The sequence below is a fragment of the Corynebacterium canis genome (assembly GCF_030408595.1).
GTDB lineage: Bacteria > Actinomycetota > Actinomycetes > Mycobacteriales > Mycobacteriaceae > Corynebacterium > Corynebacterium canis.
Genome location: NZ_CP047080.1, coordinates 1,880,001 through 1,895,591 on the forward strand (window position 1 = coordinate 1,880,001; position 15,591 = coordinate 1,895,591).

At 61.6% G+C, this 15,591-nt stretch carries 18 protein-coding genes; 10 read left to right on the forward strand and 8 right to left on the reverse strand.

From position 1 onward, the window contains the following. Positions 1 to 26 precede the first annotated feature (26 nt). Positions 27 to 776: a hypothetical protein gene (locus tag CCANI_RS08275; RefSeq protein WP_146323716.1), complete on the forward strand. Its 750-nt coding sequence runs from the start codon at positions 27 to 29 to the stop codon at positions 774 to 776. 15 nt (positions 777 to 791) lie between these two features. Continuing rightward, positions 792 to 1,289 (forward strand): hypothetical protein, encoded by a 498-nt coding sequence (locus tag CCANI_RS08280; RefSeq protein ID WP_146323717.1) that lies wholly within the window; start codon positions 792 to 794, stop codon positions 1,287 to 1,289. Here the strand turns inward: CCANI_RS08280 and dapF are convergent. Both dapF and miaA read right to left on the reverse strand, forming a co-directional pair. Further along, the gene (gene dapF / locus CCANI_RS08285) at positions 1,286 to 2,134 is read right to left on the reverse strand and encodes a diaminopimelate epimerase (RefSeq protein WP_146323718.1); all 849 of its coding nucleotides are present in this window, start codon (positions 2,132 to 2,134) and stop codon (positions 1,286 to 1,288) included. The two genes, CCANI_RS08280 and dapF, sit on opposite strands and share 4 nt — an antisense overlap. Next, complete coding sequence (gene miaA, locus CCANI_RS08290) at positions 2,131 to 3,039, reverse strand: tRNA (adenosine(37)-N6)-dimethylallyltransferase MiaA (protein ID WP_146323802.1); 909 nt, start codon at positions 3,037 to 3,039, stop codon at positions 2,131 to 2,133. Before miaA ends, dapF begins: the two co-directional genes overlap by 4 nt. Positions 3,040 to 3,183: 144 nt before the next feature. Between miaA and CCANI_RS08295 the strand changes: the two genes are divergently transcribed. Beyond that, complete coding sequence (locus CCANI_RS08295; protein WP_146323719.1) at positions 3,184 to 4,494, forward strand: DUF349 domain-containing protein; 1,311 nt, start codon at positions 3,184 to 3,186, stop codon at positions 4,492 to 4,494. An 805-nt stretch (positions 4,495 to 5,299) separates the two neighbouring features. Here the strand turns inward: CCANI_RS08295 and CCANI_RS08300 are convergent. After that, on the reverse strand, positions 5,300 to 5,968 hold the full coding sequence (locus CCANI_RS08300) for an Rv2732c family membrane protein (protein WP_146323720.1): 669 nt from the start codon (positions 5,966 to 5,968) through the stop codon (positions 5,300 to 5,302). A 107-nt stretch (positions 5,969 to 6,075) separates the two neighbouring features. Then, positions 6,076 to 7,575 carry a tRNA (N6-isopentenyl adenosine(37)-C2)-methylthiotransferase MiaB gene (gene miaB, locus CCANI_RS08305; RefSeq protein ID WP_425457316.1) on the reverse strand — a complete coding sequence of 500 codons (1,500 nt, stop codon included), beginning with the start codon at positions 7,573 to 7,575 and terminating at the stop codon, positions 6,076 to 6,078. A 120-nt stretch (positions 7,576 to 7,695) separates the two neighbouring features. Here miaB and gluA point away from each other — a divergent pair, with 120 nt between their 5' ends. The 4 genes from gluA to CCANI_RS08325 are packed head-to-tail and all read left to right on the forward strand — an operon-like array spanning position 7,696 to position 10,933. Beyond that, positions 7,696 to 8,424, forward strand: a complete 729-nt coding sequence (gene gluA, locus CCANI_RS08310; RefSeq protein ID WP_146323804.1) for a glutamate ABC transporter ATP-binding protein GluA — start codon at positions 7,696 to 7,698, stop codon at positions 8,422 to 8,424. Positions 8,425 to 8,445: 21 nt separating this feature from the next. Then, positions 8,446 to 9,312 carry a glutamate ABC transporter substrate-binding protein gene (locus tag CCANI_RS08315; protein WP_146323721.1) on the forward strand — a complete coding sequence of 289 codons (867 nt, stop codon included), beginning with the start codon at positions 8,446 to 8,448 and terminating at the stop codon, positions 9,310 to 9,312. Between the two features lie 5 nt (positions 9,313 to 9,317). After that, complete coding sequence (locus tag CCANI_RS08320) at positions 9,318 to 10,001, forward strand: amino acid ABC transporter permease (RefSeq protein ID WP_146323722.1); 684 nt, start codon at positions 9,318 to 9,320, stop codon at positions 9,999 to 10,001. Then, positions 9,998 to 10,933: an amino acid ABC transporter permease gene (locus CCANI_RS08325; protein ID WP_146323723.1), complete on the forward strand. Its 936-nt coding sequence runs from the start codon at positions 9,998 to 10,000 to the stop codon at positions 10,931 to 10,933. The genes CCANI_RS08320 and CCANI_RS08325 overlap by 4 nt, the downstream gene beginning before the upstream one ends. Here the strand turns inward: CCANI_RS08325 and recX are convergent. From recX to CCANI_RS08340, 3 genes are all read right to left on the reverse strand, one after another. Then, positions 10,930 to 11,517: a recombination regulator RecX gene (recX, locus tag CCANI_RS08330; RefSeq protein ID WP_146323724.1), complete on the reverse strand. Its 588-nt coding sequence runs from the start codon at positions 11,515 to 11,517 to the stop codon at positions 10,930 to 10,932. The genes CCANI_RS08325 and recX overlap by 4 nt on opposite strands. A gap of 8 nt (positions 11,518 to 11,525) precedes the next feature. Further along, complete coding sequence (gene recA / locus CCANI_RS08335) at positions 11,526 to 12,644, reverse strand: recombinase RecA (protein WP_146323725.1); 1,119 nt, start codon at positions 12,642 to 12,644, stop codon at positions 11,526 to 11,528. A gap of 175 nt (positions 12,645 to 12,819) precedes the next feature. Continuing rightward, positions 12,820 to 13,026, reverse strand: coding sequence for a DUF3046 domain-containing protein (locus CCANI_RS08340; RefSeq protein WP_186750128.1), 207 nt, complete (start codon positions 13,024 to 13,026; stop codon positions 12,820 to 12,822). A gap of 56 nt (positions 13,027 to 13,082) precedes the next feature. Between CCANI_RS08340 and CCANI_RS08345 the strand changes: the two genes are divergently transcribed. The 3 genes from CCANI_RS08345 to CCANI_RS08355 are packed head-to-tail and all read left to right on the forward strand — an operon-like array spanning position 13,083 to position 14,951. Next, positions 13,083 to 13,664, forward strand: a complete 582-nt coding sequence (locus CCANI_RS08345) for a biotin transporter BioY (RefSeq protein WP_146323726.1) — start codon at positions 13,083 to 13,085, stop codon at positions 13,662 to 13,664. Beyond that, the gene (locus tag CCANI_RS08350; RefSeq protein WP_146323727.1) at positions 13,657 to 14,337 is read left to right on the forward strand and encodes an energy-coupling factor ABC transporter ATP-binding protein; all 681 of its coding nucleotides are present in this window, start codon (positions 13,657 to 13,659) and stop codon (positions 14,335 to 14,337) included. The genes CCANI_RS08345 and CCANI_RS08350 overlap by 8 nt, the downstream gene beginning before the upstream one ends. Next, positions 14,334 to 14,951, forward strand: a complete 618-nt coding sequence (locus CCANI_RS08355) for an energy-coupling factor transporter transmembrane component T family protein (RefSeq protein WP_146323728.1) — start codon at positions 14,334 to 14,336, stop codon at positions 14,949 to 14,951. Before CCANI_RS08350 ends, CCANI_RS08355 begins: the two co-directional genes overlap by 4 nt. Here CCANI_RS08355 and CCANI_RS08360 read toward each other — a convergent pair. Next, on the reverse strand, positions 14,948 to 15,199 hold the full coding sequence (locus tag CCANI_RS08360) for a hypothetical protein (protein ID WP_146323729.1): 252 nt from the start codon (positions 15,197 to 15,199) through the stop codon (positions 14,948 to 14,950). The two genes, CCANI_RS08355 and CCANI_RS08360, sit on opposite strands and share 4 nt — an antisense overlap. Positions 15,200 to 15,591: the final 392 nt, after the last annotated feature.

Below are 15,591 nucleotides of genomic sequence, written 5' to 3' on the forward strand. Positions count from 1 at the left end.
ATCGGAAACCAATTACGATGGTGGGCATGACGCAAGATCTCCCCTGCCTGGGCATGGATTTCCCCCGCTGGCAAGACGCCGTAGAAGCCGCCATCGCAAGCGGCAACCTCGAGGTAACCGGTGAGGTGCGCGGCGGCCAGCTCATCCAATTCGCCGACAGCTCTGGGGCGCGTGTCAATATCCTGGCCGTGGAACCATACGCGACCTGGACCGGCTTTCAATCCAGCACCGCCACCCCCACCCACATCACCATGCTTAGCGACGTCCTGGCACTCTGCGACGTAGTCACCGACAACGGTGACCTGCGCGCATCGTTGACCTGCAACCTGGCGCAGGGGCCCCTTTTGGTAGAGGAACCCACCCTGCAATGGGAACAATTGGCGCTCACCGCGCTTGGCGTGCAGGTTGCCGTTTACCCGGATGCGGCGGCATTCGAACAAGCGCACGGCAGCGCGCCGGAGCCCATGCTGATCAGCCAAGGGGCGATGCTGGTAGCCGCGAATTCGGGGGCGGCCGCGCCGGACGCCTCCGCCGCCCTAACGGGGGTGGTCAAGGCAGCCGAATTTCGCACAAATGAACTGACCGGGCAGCGCTTTATCCACGTCACCCTCGTAGCGCCGGACTTCTTGGATCTGTGCCTACCCGACGGGGATCTGCCCACCCCTGGTAGCATCGTTGCTGGCACGGTTGTTCTTACCGGATCTATCCTGCCGCCAGCCGGCTGCGGCGATTCCTGCGGGAGTTGCGGCGGCGGCTGTAGTAGTGGACATTCATAGCTCACATCACACGCCATGCCTGACCTCAATCCGAAGTACTACAAGCTCATCATCTGGATAAGCTGCGCCGCGCTCGTGCTCACGCTCCGCCTCGAGGGTGTGGTGCTGGCCGCCATCATCATCCTATTGATGTTCGTAGCCAACTCGATGCGCCCCAACCAGAGCGAATCCGCCACGCTGCTCACCTCGATCAAACTTTCTGCGGAAGACATCCGCGACGTGATCGAAGCCTACGATCGCTTCCTCCACGGCAGCGAGCCCAAAAACCTGGCGGACCGCACCCTGCACCGGCCGGCGCTGGCGAACCCGGATTGCACGGACCCGGATATCGAGGCATTTTTCTACCAGCACGATACCGCGCAAAGCTTCCTGCGCCGCCTCGATGCCCGGCTGACCACCGACCTTACGGTGGCCCAAATGGAAGCCCTGCTCGCCGTCACCGACCGGCGGGCCCTAGAGCTCAAAGAGGCATGGGTCAGGGCGCGCCGCGCCGCCGCCCGCTACAAGCCCTAACCCAGCCACTCCCCGACCGCGACGATCCGCGAGGGGCCGGTCAGGGTGGATTCGGCGCCCGCGATGGTCACCGTGACCTCCCCACCGGGCACGATCACCGTCACCTCACCGTCTTCCAGGCCTCGATCCGCCAACGCCGCACGCACGGCGGCCACGGTGCCGGTGCCGCAAGATCGAGTTTCGCCGGCGCCGCGCTCGTGCACGCGCATATGCACCTTCCCACCCTCCAGCTCGGTAAGCACCTCCACATTGACGCCGGCTGGGAAGAACTCCTGATCGAAACTAACGGGCTGGTCGATAGGCAATTCGGCGAGCTGATCGGGGGTCAAACCGGGGAGCACGCACGCCAAGTGCGGGTTGCCCATATCCACCGCCAAGCCGGCAATCGACCGTCCGCCCACGGTGCAGGTGGACACACCGGTGACCACCGGGGTTCCCATAGCCACGCTCACCCGGGCCTGCGTCGCATCCGCATGATGCACCCGCACGGGGCGCGCACCGGCGCGCGTGCCCACGGTAAAGGAATCTCCGTCGACTAGGCCTTCGCGGCGCAGCCAGTGCGCAAACACGCGCACCCCATTACCGCACATCTCGGCGATGGAACCATCGGCATTGCGGTAATCCATAAACCAATCGCTTTCGGAAACACCATCGATCGGCTCGATCACGCCGCGCGCCACCAATGCCCCCGTGCGGGCCACCCGTAGCACCCCATCGCCGCCGATCCCGGCCCGGCGGTCACACAGCAAAGCAACCAACTCCGGAGTCACATCAAGGTTCGCATCCTCGTCGGGGAGGATCACAAAGTCATTTTCCGTGCCGTGGCCTTTAGCAAAGCGAATCATGGCAGCGATTCTAGCCGCCGCATTGCCTCGGCGAAGGGGTCACCATCCGCAGGCAGCCAGATCGTCCGCGGATCCCTCCGGAACCAACTGCGCTGGCGGCGCACGTAACGACGCGTCCCCGTCACGGTGCGTTCAACGGCCTCATCCCAGGTGAGCTCCCCCGCCAAGGCGGCCAACACCTGCGCATAGCCGATGGCGCGGCCGGCGGTGGAATCCGCCACCAGACCCCGTTCCACCAGGCCCTCCACCTCCGCAACAAACCCGGAGGCAAACATTTTTTCGGTACGCTGATCGATCCGCGGATTCAACCACGCCGGGGACGTGGCCAGGCCGAAGATTACGGTGCCCCAGCGGGCCGGGGCGTCGATAAGCGGCTGGCTAGCGGCAAATGGTTTGCCTGTCAGTTCGATAACCTCCAACGCCCGCACAGTACGGCGCGGATCGCGATCTTCGATGATACGTGCGGCCTCCGGATCCACCGCCGCCAATTCCGCATGCAAGGCTTCCACCCCAATCCGGGCAAGCCGCTCCTCCAGGCGCCGCCGCACGTCCGCGTCGGTGGGTGGGAAGCGCCAATCGTCGACAAGCGACTGCACGTACAGCATGGAACCGCCCACCAAAATCGGAGTCTTGCCGCGGCGCCGAATATCCTCAACATCCGCCACCGCCGCCGCCTGATAGCGCGCCACCGAAGCCGGCTCCGTCACCTCCAACACGTCCAATTGGTGGTGCACAATGCCCTCGCGTTCGGGCACGCTCAACTTCGCCGTACCGATATCCATACCCCGGTACAGCTGCATGGAATCGACGTTGACCACCTCGCCGTCCAACGCGTGGGCCAGCGCCAACCCCAACGCCGACTTGCCCGACGCGGTAGGCCCGACCACCGCAATTGGCGTCGGCAGGAAAGAATCATCTCGCACCACACCAATCTAACGAACGCGACTCGCGGAAGCACGGTAATGTGAATCGTTGTACGACCGCATTTCCTAGTAAAGAGTGCACCGGCAGCCGTGACGCGCGGCAAAACATGTAAGGACCTGTAAACAATGACGCATCCCACTCCTAAGCCCGGACCCCGTCCCGGACCTCGCCCAGGGCCCCGACCAGGTGCACGTCCTGCAACGCCAGTGCACCAGAAAAACGATCCCGCAAAATGGGGCCGCGTCGAAGACGATGGGTCCGTATACGTCACCACCGCCGCCGGGGATCGCCTCATCGGATCCTGGCAGGCAGGCACCCCCGCAGAGGGGCTCGCACACTACGGCAACCGCTTCGAAGACTTAAGCACCGAGGTGGAATTGCTGGAGGCTCGTCTACAATCGCACCCGGAAGACGCGAACTCCATCCGCGAAGCCGCCGCAGCTTTGCGCGAAACCTTACCTACCGCCGCCGTAATCGGCGACCTCGACGGACTGGATAAGCGTCTCCACGCGATTATCGACGCCTCGGCTTCCGCAGGCGAACAAGCCCGCGCCGCCCGCGCCGAACGACGCGCCCAAGCAATCGCCCGCAAAGAAGCCCTCGCGGAAGAAGCCGAAACCATCGGCGAAAGCGCCACCGACTGGAAAGTGGCCGGGGATCGGCTGCGCGACATTCTGGAAGAATGGAAAACCATCCGCGGCATCGACCGGAAAACCGACGACGCGCTCTGGAAACGCTACTCCCGCGCCCGCGACGCCTTTAACCGGCGCCGCGGCAGCCACTTCGCCGAACTAGATCGCGGCCGGGCGGCAGCGCGCCGAGTCAAAGAAGACCTAGTGGCCAGGGCGGAACAGCTCAAAGACTCCACCGACTGGAACGAAACCGCGCGCGCGTTCCGCGACCTGATGGCCGAATGGAAAGCCGCCGGGCGCGCACCCCGCGATATCGACGATAAACTGTGGGCCGCCTTCAAAGCCGCACAGGACCACTTCTTTGCCACCCGCAACGCAGCCTCCGAAGAACGCGACCGCGAATTCCTAGACAACGCCGCGGCGAAAAGCGCGCTGATCGAGGAGTACGACGCCAAAATCAACCCCGGCAAGGATCTGGAAAGCGCCCGGCACTACCTGCGCGAACTCCAAGAAAAATGGGAGGAGATCGGCTACGTTCCGCGTGGGCGCGTCCGCGAATTCGAAGACAAAATCGCCCGCTTGGAGCGTCGCGTGACCGAAGCCGCCGAAGCCCAATGGCGGCGGACCGACCCCGAAGCCCAAGCCCGCGCCGCCCAATTCACCGCCAAAGTGGAGGAATTCACCGCCGCCGCGGACGCCGCCGAAGCACGCGGCAACACCAAAAAGGCCGAGCAACTCCGCGCCCAGGCCGCCCAATGGCAAGAATGGGCCAACGCCGCCCTCGAAGCGGTCAACGACCGCTAGGTTGGGTGGTTTTTGGGTTCGGGGTTCGGGTCCGGGGTTTGGCCTGGGATGCCGGGCCCGGCTGCGCCTGGGCGCGGGGTTGGGCCTTAGGTTCAGCTCCGCCTCGGCGCGTGCCGATGGGTTGTGCGCCAGCACCTAGGTAGCCGATGGGTTGTGTGCAACCGCGTAGGTAGCCGATAGGTTGTGCGCAACCGCCGACCTGGGGCTGGTCTTTCTATTCTTCATTCGGGGGTTTAACGAAGAAATTCCGGACGAATCTCGCCCAAAAACGCTGCAAATCGTCTTTTTATTCTTCGTTGAGCACGCTAATGAAGAAATTCAGGACGATCGCAGGTCAACGGCTGCACACAACCTATCCGGCAGGCAGGAGCCGGCGGAGCTTTCCAGATGATGAGGGTTGAATTTTCCCGAACCATCGGCCCCGCCACATCTGCCTCAGGCAGATCTGACACGGCTGGTTCGGCGTCCTGCGGAAACACCACTGGGAGGCGGCCCGCGTGTCGAATCTGCCTGAGCGCGGAGCTCGGCAACCGCTTCAACCCCCAAGTCACCCCAGCGACAATAGGTTGTGCGCAACCGCTCGGGGCTTAGCCAGGCCTAGCGCAGCACTGCATCTGAGGGGCGATGAGTTGTGTGCAACTGCCGACCTGGGGCTGGTCTTTCTATTCTTCATTCGGGGGTTTAACGAAGAAATTCCGGACGATCGCAGGTCAACGGCTGCACACAACCTATCCGGAGCTGCGCACACCCTGAGAATCACCGCACGGCCGACAGGCCACACACATCCACCTCGCCGAGCGAAGGGCTATTCGCTTTGCGGCGACGGGGTTTCGTCGTTCGGGGAATCGGGGCGGCGGGCGCGCTTGCGGCGGGAGCGGCGATCGTCGATGAGCTCGGTTTGGCGGCCAGCAGCAAGAATGCTTTCTTGAACCTCGGCCACGGCGTCATCTTTCTTTTCGGCGACGCGGGCCTCCGCGAGTGCTTTTTGGAATGTGCTGCGGCGCAAAACAACGAACGAATATGCGATTACGACGATGCATACGCTAATGGCACCAAGGATCAAGCCAAACGAAGGCCCCACGCCGGGCTCTGTCGGCGGGCGCGACTGCCGCATCCAGATCGCAAAGATGGAGTAGAACAGCGTTGCGCCGCTAAAAAACCATGCCATCAGGGCGATCAGCGAGGACCGGGAAACGATGGTGCCGATATTGAGCAGCACCACGCCGATCACACCCAACCAAACATAAATTCGCTCCGGCATAGTGGTGACGAACTTTTGTGCGGTATCGGAGTAAAACAACACGTCAAGGCCGATGACCTCGCCGGAATGCGGCAGAAACAGCGAGACGAAAAACCCCACCATGCCGATAGCCATAAACGTTTGCGCGCGGCCTAAAATCACAGTTTGCGAGGCTTTACGCTCGGCGCCTGCAAGGTCGTCACGGTATTGGGCGAGGCGATCCTCTTCGCTCACAATCCCACATCTCCTTATGTGTTCACACTCCGGCGCGAACCCCATTGAATTCCGGGGCGCGCACATGCCGTTCCCATTGTATTGACTCTCCGGCCCGCACCATCGGATTACGGGCAGCCGCCGCAACCCCCGGCCGCAACCGGTTTGGCTTTTGGCTTGCCAAAGCTGGGCATCCCCACCCCGATCGGGGCCGTCGTGGGGACCTTACCCGCCTCCGACATATCCCCCGCCCGGGTGCGGCGGTGCGCCAACACGCCGGAATCGGCGATCAGGAAGTGCGGCGCGGAATCGGTAATGCGGACGGTGACCACGTCGCCCGGACGCACCACCCCCTCCTGGGCGGCGAAGTGCACCAGGCGACCATCGCGAGCGCGACCCGACAGGCGATGGGTGCGATTGTTCTTGCGGCCACCGCCGGCCTGCACCAAAAGCTCCACCTCGGTGCCCACCAGCTTCGCGTTCTCCTCGGCGCAAATCCGTTCTTGAAGGGCGATGAGCCGCTCGTAGCGTTCCTGAACAACTTCCTTGGGTATCTGGGCGTCGAAACCCGCCGCAGGGGTGCCGGGACGCGGGCTGTACTGGAAGGTAAACGCGCTGGTAAAGCGAGCCTTTTCCATCACGTCCAGGGTCGCTTGGAAATCCTCCTCGGTCTCGCCCGGGAAGCCCACGATAATGTCGGTGGTAATCGCGGCGTGCGGAATCTTCGCCCGCACCTCGTCCAGAATGCGCAGGAATTTCTGGGACCGGTACGAGCGCCGCATTTCCTTCAAAACTTTGTCCGAACCAGACTGCAACGGCATATGCAATTGCGGACAAATGTTCGGAGTTTCCGCCATCGCGTCGATCACGTCGGAGGTAAACTCCGCCGGGTGCGGGCTGGTAAAACGCACGCGCTCCAAGCCCTCGATGTCGCCACACGCCCGCAGCAACTTCGAAAACGCGGAACGGTCGCGCTCAATATCGGTGTCCGCGAAGTTCACCCCGTACGCATTCACGTTCTGCCCCAGCAGGGTCACCTCGCTCACGCCCTGATCCACAAGCGCCTGCACCTCGGCGAGAATATCGCCCGGCCGCCGGTCAACTTCCCTGCCGCGCAACGAAGGCACGATGCAAAATGTGCAGGTGTTATTGCAGCCAACGCTCACACTCACCCACCCCGCGTAGGCGGACTCGCGCTTCGCCGGGAGTACGGACGGGAACTGTTCCAGGGCGTCGACAATCTCTACTTCGGCGCGTTTATTGTGCGCCGCACGCTGCAGCAACGCCGGCAAGGACCCAATATTGTGCGTGCCAAACACCACGTCCACCCACGGCGCCTTCTGCACCACCACGTCTTTGTCTTTTTGCGCCAAACAACCGCCGACGGCGATTTGCATCCCGGGGCGCTCTTCCTTGGCGCGGCGCAGATGCCCGAGCGTGCCGTACAGGCGCATATCGGCGTTTTCGCGCACCGCGCAGGTATTAAACACCACGAGGTCGGGGGCAACCCCTTCGGTCGCCGGGGTGTATCCAGCTTCTTCGAGCAGTCCAGAGAGCCGTTCCGAATCATGAACGTTCATCTGGCAGCCGAACGTACGAACCTCATAAGTCTTCTTCTCCTGCAGCACAGTCAAGCATTCTAATCGTCCGGTTACCCCCCACCTAATACCAACATTTCGCACAACCCTTTACCGTGTAAGCCAACTCACACTAGAGTGTTCACCATGAACGAAAACACAACGCAACCCATGGTTCTTATGAGCGGGGTGAATAAGTATTTCGAGTCCTATCACGCGCTCAGGGATATCAACCTAGAGATTCCGCGCGGGCAGGTGGTGGTTGTTTTGGGCCCTTCCGGCTCAGGCAAATCGACGCTATGCCGAACGATTAATCGTTTGGAAACCATCGACAGCGGAGAGATTCATATTGACGGCAAACTATTGCCCGAAGAAGGCAAGGCGCTCGCCGCGTTACGCGCGGATGTTGGAATGTGTTTCCAATCGTTCAATTTGTTTCCGCATTTGACCATTCGAAACAATGTCACGCTCGCCCCGATAAAGGTGCGCAAATTGTCTAAGGCGGAGGCCGAGGAGCAGGCGATGGCGCTGCTGAAGCGCGTGGGCATTGCGGACCAGGCGGATAAGTACCCCGCGCAATTGTCCGGCGGCCAGCAACAACGCGTGGCTATTGCGCGCGCGCTCGCCATGAAACCCAAGGTAATGCTTTTCGACGAGCCGACTTCCGCACTCGACCCGGAAATGGTCAACGAAGTGCTCGACGTCATGGCCGCACTCGCTGCTGAGGGGATGACCATGTTGGTGGTCAGCCACGAAATGGGCTTCGCCCGCCGGGTTGCGGACCGCATTTTGTTTATGTCCGACGGGGCGATCCTGGAAGACACCACCCCCGATGATTTCTTTGACAATCCAAAGACGGATCGTGCCCGCGATTTCCTTGGCAAGATTCTCGCCCACTAATGCCCCTGAAGGAGCCCCACAATGAAACGTACATTCGCTACCCTTGCGGCCGTTGCCGTCGCTGCCTCCGCCCTAGTCGGGTGCGGCGATTCCGGCGGCGCTGATCTGCTGGCCAATATTGAATCCGGCAAGGTCACGCTGGGCACCAAGTACGATCAGCCCGGCCTGGGTTTGCAAAACACCGATGGCACGATGTCCGGCCTGGATGTGGATGTTGCCACCTATGTGGTGAACTCCATCGCCAAGGACAATGGCTGGAAGGAGCCGGAGATCACCTGGCGGGAAACCCCCTCCGCGCAGCGCGAAACGCTGCTGAAAAACGGCGAGGTGGATATGATCACGGCCACCTATTCCATCAACGAGGGCCGCGCCAATGCGGTGAATTTCGGTGGCCCCTACCTGCTTACGCACCAGGCGCTGCTGGTCCGCGCGGATAATGATGAGGTCAAATCCCTCAAGGACCTAGACAATGGCCGCATCCTGTGCTCGGTGACGGGCTCCACCCCCGCGCAAAAGGTGAAGGACGCGCTGCCGGGCGTGCAATTGCAGGAGTATGACACCTATTCTTCCTGCGTGGAGGCCCTGCACCAGTCCAAGGTGGACGCCATGACCACGGATGCGACGATCCTGTACGGCTACGCCGCGCAATACAACGATGAATTCCAGGTCGTGGAGATGACCAAGGACGATGGCGAGCCGTTTACCAATGAGTACTACGGCATTGGCGTGGCCAAGGATGCTCAGGCGGCCACCGACGCCATCAATAAGGCCCTGGAGAAGATGTTCGAAGACGGCTCCTTTGACAAGTTCGTGCAGGCCAACCTTGGTGATGACGCTTCCGTGGTCACCAAGGGCACCCCGGGCGACCTGTCCTTCCTTGAGAAATAACCATCATGCAGTCCCTTGTCCAAGACCTCCAAGGGGCGTTGTTGCCGGCGTTTTGGGTGACCATTAAGCTCACCTTCTTTTCCGCGATCGGTGCGATGCTCCTCGGCACCATCCTGACCGCCATGCGAGTGTCCCCGGTGGCCGTGCTGCGCATGATTGCCACGGGGTATATCAACACGCTGCGGAACACCCCGCTCACCCTCGTTGTGATCTTTTGTTCGGTTGGCCTGTACCAGAACTTAGGTTTGACGTTGGCGCCGCAGGGCCCGCATTTCCTCCAGCAGAATAACTTCAATCTGGCGGTGCTCGGGTTCGTGTTGTATACCTCGGCGTTTGTCGCGGAGTCGTTACGCTCCGGCATTAATACGGTGCACTTCGGGCAGGCGGAGGCGGCCCGTTCGCTCGGGCTTTCCTTCGGACAGATTTTCGCTTCGGTGATTTTTCCGCAGGCGGTGCGGGCGGCCACGGTGCCGCTGGGCAACACCTTGATCGCGTTGACCAAGAATACGACGATTGCTTCGGCGATTGGCGTGGCCGAGGCGTCGTTACTCATGAAAACGACGATTGAAAACCACGCTGACCTGCTCTTTGTGGTGTTCGGCGTGTTCGCGCTGGGCTTCGTCGTGCTCACCCTGCCGATGGGCCTCTACGTCGGCCGGCTTTCGCAACGATTGGCGGTGAAGAAATGACCTCCGCAACCGTGCTTTACGACGCCCCGGGCCCCGCCGGCCGACGCACAAACGCAATCGTCGCAGTGGTCGCCGTAATGCTGAGTCTGGCGATCCTCGGCTGGGCGGCAAGCGTGCTGTACTCCACCGGGCAATTCCAGGCGGAAAAGTGGACACCCTTCGTGCAGGCGGCCACCTGGAAAACCTATATCCTGCCCGGCCTGTGGGGCACCCTTAAGGCGGCGCTGGCCTCGATTTTCCTGGCGTTGCTGGTGGGCACCGCATTGGGTTTGGGGCGGCTGTCCCCCGCCCGCTGGTTAAACGGCATCTGCGCGGTGATCGTGGAGTTTTTCCGGGCGATCCCCGTGCTGATCCTGATGATCTTTGCGTACCAAATGTTCGCCGAATACAACATCGTGCCGTCGCGCCAGCTGGCGTTCTCGGCGGTGGTGTTCGGCCTGACCATGTATAACGGCTCCGTGATCGCGGAAATCCTGCGCTCCGGGATCAATTCGCTGCCGCGCGGCCAGGTGGAGGCGGCCAAGGCGCTGGGGTTGTCGCATCGGCACACCATGTGGCGCATCCTGCTGCCGCAGGCGGTGGCCGCGATGCTGCCGGCGATCATCTCGCAGATGGTTATCGCCTTGAAGGACTCGGCGCTGGGCTACCAGATCGGCTACGTCGAGGTGGTTCGCTCTGGTATTCAATCCGCCTCCGCGAACCGCAACTTCCTGGCATCGCTGGCCGTGGTGGCTATCATCATGGTGCTATTCAATATGGCGCTCACCTCGATCGCGGAGCGAATCGAACGTCAGTTGCGGGCCGGCAGGGCGCGGCGCAATATCTTGGCCAAGGTCCCCGAACATCCCGATCAGGGCCTGGAAACCAAGGACCGCGTGAACGTGGACTGGCACGACGAACATCACCGGGACCTGCGCAATATTACGGATTAATCCGCGAGCTCCTCGATCCTTTGATCGAGGGCTTCGCGCGCCACTTGCATCGAAACTCCTTGCGGAAAGCCGCGTCGCGCGAGCACCCCGAGGATACGGCGCAGGTGGCGATCATATTCCGCACGGCCCCGCGGCGCGAACTTGATGCCGCGGGCCTTCTTAGCGGCGAAGCGCTGCGCGAGCGCGCGCTCATCGGTGCCGGTGATCTGTTCCAGGGCGGCGGCCCGCAGGTCGCCGGAGATCCCCTTTTCCTTGAGCTCCAGATTCAGCGCCATACGGGATTTTCCGCGTCGTTGCGAGCGTTGCCGCACCCATTCGGTGGCGAAGGTCACGTCGTCGATAAGCCCTACGCGCTCAAGGTCGGCGATCACGTCGGCCACTACCTGAGCGTCGAATTCCAGTGCTAATAAGCGTTGCTGGAGCTCGTATTTGGAACGCGCCCGCTGATCGAGCAGCCGCAATGCGCGCTTGCGCACCTTCGCCTGCGCGCGCTCGGCCTGCGTATCAAACAAAGGCTCGGTTTCCCCGGCGGCATAGGCCGCCAGCGCCTGTTGGAGGCGTTCAATCTTCGCAGCATCCGCCATAATGCGAACTAACTTTCGTCATCAAAGTCAACGTTGGGCACCACATCCACGGGCTCCTTGCTCGTCTCCGCAGGTGTGGCCTCCGCCTCCGCATGCCCGCCCACACCCAATTTGGCAAAGATTTTTTGTTCGATTTCATCGGCGATCGCGGGGTTTTCCTTTAGGTACAGCCGCACTTTTTCCTTGCCCTGGCCCAATTGATCACCGTTATAGGTAAACCAAGAGCCGGACTTTTTCACCAATCCGTTTTCCACGCCCAAATCGATAATGGAGGATTCCCGCGAAATTCCCTCACCATAAATAATGTCAAATTCGGCGACCTTAAACGGCGGGGAAACCTTGTTTTTTACCACCTTTAGGCGGGTGCGGTTACCAATCGCATCCGCGCCGTCCTTTAGCGTTTGCACGCGGCGCACATCGCAGCGCACGGACGCGTAGAACTTCAGCGCCTTGCCGCCCGTGGTGGTCTCCGGGGAACCGAACATGACGCCGATCTTTTCCCGGAGCTGGTTAATAAAGATCGCGGTAGTACCGGAATTATGCAGCGCGCCAGTCATCTTACGGAGCGCCTGGCTCATCAGGCGCGCCTGAAGCCCCACGTGACTATCGCCCATATCGCCCTCAATCTCCGCCTTCGGGGTGAGCGCCGCCACCGAGTCAATCACGATCACGTCGATAGCGCCGGAACGCACTAACATGTCCGCGATTTCCAACGCTTGTTCGCCCGTGTCGGGCTGCGCCACCAAAAGTGCGTCGGTGTCTACCCCCAGCTTGCGCGCGTAGTCCGGGTCGAGCGCGTGCTCGGCGTCGATAAACGCGGCGATACCGCCGGCGCGCTGGGCTTGAGCGACGGCGTGCAGCGCAACGGTAGTTTTACCGGAGGATTCGGGGCCGAAGACCTCCACAATGCGGCCGCGCGGGAAGCCGCCGATGCCCAGTGCGATATCGATGGCGGTATTGCCGGAGGAAATCACCTGGATCGGTGGGCGGGAATCATCACCCAAGCGCATGATCGCGCCTTTGCCGAAGTCCTTTTCGATCTTGGCCATCGCCGCATCGAGCGCCTTCTGCCGGTCCGCCGCCGAACCCGCCGCCGCCACGCCCGCCTTGGTCTTCTTGGGAGCCATCTTGGTTTTATCCTCTATCTGTGTGGTCAAGTGTGGTCCGCCTGCCAGCGTGCCACGGCAATCAAAAACAGTGGGCGAATAAGTTGTGCGCGCCCTAAACCTTCAAACTAGACACTAGCGGATACCCCGAACACAACCGGAACCGCACGCGCAAGCACGTTCGAAAGTAGGTTCGCTACAGGTCTTCGCCGAGCCAGCGCTCTTGCGGAACATCGAAGTCCCGACACAGGCCCCACCAGATTTCCCGCAGGTCAACGCCCTGCTCCATCAATTCCTTCGCGGTTGCGCCCAACCCTCCGATCACGTGCGTGCGTACCAACCAATCTCCATTGCTCTCACCGAACTCGTAGTGCACCAAGTCAAAGAATTTTGCAATCCGCATGCCCGCCATCGTACCGAGTAAAACAATGTTCAACGAACCATGTATCCTCTATAACCATGAACCAGAATTCTACGATCCGCGATCTCGCCTATATCGCCGTTTTCGCAGCTCTGTACTGCGTATTGGGTGTGGTGAACATCCCCACGCCGCTCGCCTCCGTACCCCTCGTCCTGCAGAACGGTGCCGTGATCATCGGCGCCATCATCCTCGGCCCACGTCGCGGCCTGCTCGCCGCCCTGCTGTTCCTTGTGCTCTCCGCCGGGCTGCCAGTACTCGCGGGTGGCCGCACCCTGATCCCCTCCCTCCAAGGCGCCACTGTTGGCTACCTTATCGCGTACCCCATCGCCGCTTTCGTCGCCGGCCTAATCGCCTACAAAGCCCCACGCACCAAAGCTGGCATGTTTACTGCCTTTGCCATCGCCAGTGTAGTCGGCCTGGCCATCCAATACATCTTGGGCGCTATCGGCCTTGGGTTCCGCACTGATATGGGCTTCCCCGCGGCGTTCGCGATGCAGCTCGGTTTCATCCTGCCGGACCTGCCCGAAGTGATCGCCGGTATCTTTATCGCCGTCGGCGTGCACAGCGCCTTCCCCGACCTGCGGCCGCAACGCCGCACCCCCCAGCCAGCCAATGCCTAAAATCCGTTTGTCTGACGTGTCCGTGTCTATCGACGGCCACGACATCCTCACCCAAATCAACCTCGAACTGACCGAACAAAGAATCGGCATTATCGGGGCGAACGGCGGCGGGAAGTCCACCCTTATCCGCCTGATCAATGGCCTCGGCGAAGCCACTTCCGGCAGCGTCACCGTCGACGGCATTGATGTGGCCGCCAAGGCTCGCGAGGTCCGCCGCCGCGTCGGCTTTGTGTTTGCAGACGCGGAAACGCAGATTGTCATGCCCAACGTGCGTGACGACGTCGCGTTTTCCCTCCGTCGCCTAAAACTCCCCCGCGCCGAGCGCGAACGGCGTGTCAACGCCGCGCTGGAACGCTTCCATCTCACCGAACACGCGGACAAATCCCCCCACGTACTCTCCGGTGGACAAAAGCAACTTTTGGCCCTGGCGGCGGTATTGGTCATGGAACCCGACGTGATCATCGCCGACGAGCCGACCACCCTGCTGGACCTGCGGAACCGCAAGGACTTAAAGCGCCACTTCGATGCCTTGGAGCAGCAACTGATCGTGGTCAGCCACGACCTTGATTTCCTTACCGACTTCGACCGCGTGCTGTGTTTGGACAACCAGCGCGTGGTCGCCGACGGTACCCCCAAAGAGGTTATTTCCTACTACCAGGAACTCATGGCATGAGAATTCAGACCGTCCCCTTAGGGGTGTATATCCCCGGCACCTCGCCGCTGCACCGCCTCCCCTCGTCCATCAAGCTCGCCAGTGTTCTTGCCTTCTCCGTCTTGAGCACGCTCTTGGCGCGCACCCCATTACAGGCCGGGCTCTGTGTGGTGGGGGCCGCAGTATTGTTTGCCATCGCGCGGATCCCGCTGCGGGTCGCTTGGGGACAAATCTGGCCGCCAATCCCCTTCCTGCTTTTCCTAGGTGCCTTTCAATGGTGGCAATTCCACTGGCAAAAAGCCGCGACAATCGTAATGGTAATCCTCGCCGCCATTATGGTCGCCGTGCTTATGACCCTAACCACCACCGTGGCGGAAATGATGGACTCCCTGGAACGCGCCCTGCGCCCTTTGCAGCGATTCGGCGTCCCCGCGGACAACATCTCGCTGGCCATCTCCCTGACGATTCGGCTTATCCCCGTGCAACTCGCCACGGTCTACGAGGTTCTCGACGCCCGCAAGGCCCGCGGAGCCGATTTTTCCCTCACCGCATTTGGCACTCCAGTGATGATCCGCTCCATCCGGCGCGCCCGCGCCATCGGAGACGCGCTCATCGCCCGCGGCGTCGGCGACTAGTCCTCCGTGCCAGCGGCTAATCCAGCCGCGCCGGATACCACACCCCTCGGGCGATTCGCTGGCCCCGCCATCGTCTCCCCCGAATCACCCGCGCACAGCTCGAGGCTGATCGCACCATTACCCCTGGTCGGATCTGCCTCAGGCACATCTAACACGGCCGTTTCGCGTTCCTGCGGAAACACCACCGCGCGGCGGTCGGCATGTCGAATCTGCCTGGGCGCGGAAAACCATTGGCCAATTTCGGCCACCAAGTCACCTCAGCGGCGGTGGGTTGTGTGTCACCGCCTAGGCTGCCGATGGGTTGTGTGCAACCGCTGACCTGGGCTGGTCTTTCTATTCTTCTTTCGGGGGTCTTACGAAGAAATTCCGGACGAATCTTGGCCAAAAACGCCGCAGCTCGTCTTTCCATTCTTCGTTGAGCGCTCCAAAGAAGAAATTCAGGACGATCGCAGGTCAACGCTCGTGCGCAACCTATCGGCGGAAGCTGGCGGGAGAGTATCCCCGGGGCAGGTTCGGTGTCTTGCGGAAACATCACCGCGCGGCGGTCGGCGTGTCGAATCTGCCTGAACGAGGTTTACGCGGGCCCGCAACCGCAGCACAATAACCACAACAATGAGGCCCAACACATGCTCAATGCCCT

Bases quoted from the DNA above. Each gene is read 5' to 3' on its own strand.
- CCANI_RS08275 (WP_146323716.1), top strand. From the start codon at position 27: ATGACGCAAGATCTCCCCTGCCTGGGCATGGATTTCCCCCGCTGGCAA.
- CCANI_RS08280 (WP_146323717.1), top strand. From the start codon at position 792: ATGCCTGACCTCAATCCGAAGTACTACAAGCTCATCATCTGGATAAGC.
- dapF (WP_146323718.1), bottom strand. From the start codon at position 2,134: ATGATTCGCTTTGCTAAAGGCCACGGCACGGAAAATGACTTTGTGATC.
- CCANI_RS08295 (WP_146323719.1), top strand. From the start codon at position 3,184: ATGACGCATCCCACTCCTAAGCCCGGACCCCGTCCCGGACCTCGCCCA.
- gluA (WP_146323804.1), top strand. From the start codon at position 7,696: ATGGTTCTTATGAGCGGGGTGAATAAGTATTTCGAGTCCTATCACGCG.
- CCANI_RS08315 (WP_146323721.1), top strand. From the start codon at position 8,446: ATGAAACGTACATTCGCTACCCTTGCGGCCGTTGCCGTCGCTGCCTCC.
- CCANI_RS08320 (WP_146323722.1), top strand. From the start codon at position 9,318: ATGCAGTCCCTTGTCCAAGACCTCCAAGGGGCGTTGTTGCCGGCGTTT.
- CCANI_RS08325 (WP_146323723.1), top strand. From the start codon at position 9,998: ATGACCTCCGCAACCGTGCTTTACGACGCCCCGGGCCCCGCCGGCCGA.
- recX (WP_146323724.1), bottom strand. From the start codon at position 11,517: ATGGCGGATGCTGCGAAGATTGAACGCCTCCAACAGGCGCTGGCGGCC.
- recA (WP_146323725.1), bottom strand. From the start codon at position 12,644: ATGGCTCCCAAGAAGACCAAGGCGGGCGTGGCGGCGGCGGGTTCGGCG.
- CCANI_RS08340 (WP_186750128.1), bottom strand. From the start codon at position 13,026: ATGCGGATTGCAAAATTCTTTGACTTGGTGCACTACGAGTTCGGTGAG.
- CCANI_RS08345 (WP_146323726.1), top strand. From the start codon at position 13,083: ATGAACCAGAATTCTACGATCCGCGATCTCGCCTATATCGCCGTTTTC.
- CCANI_RS08350 (WP_146323727.1), top strand. From the start codon at position 13,657: ATGCCTAAAATCCGTTTGTCTGACGTGTCCGTGTCTATCGACGGCCAC.
- CCANI_RS08355 (WP_146323728.1), top strand. From the start codon at position 14,334: ATGAGAATTCAGACCGTCCCCTTAGGGGTGTATATCCCCGGCACCTCG.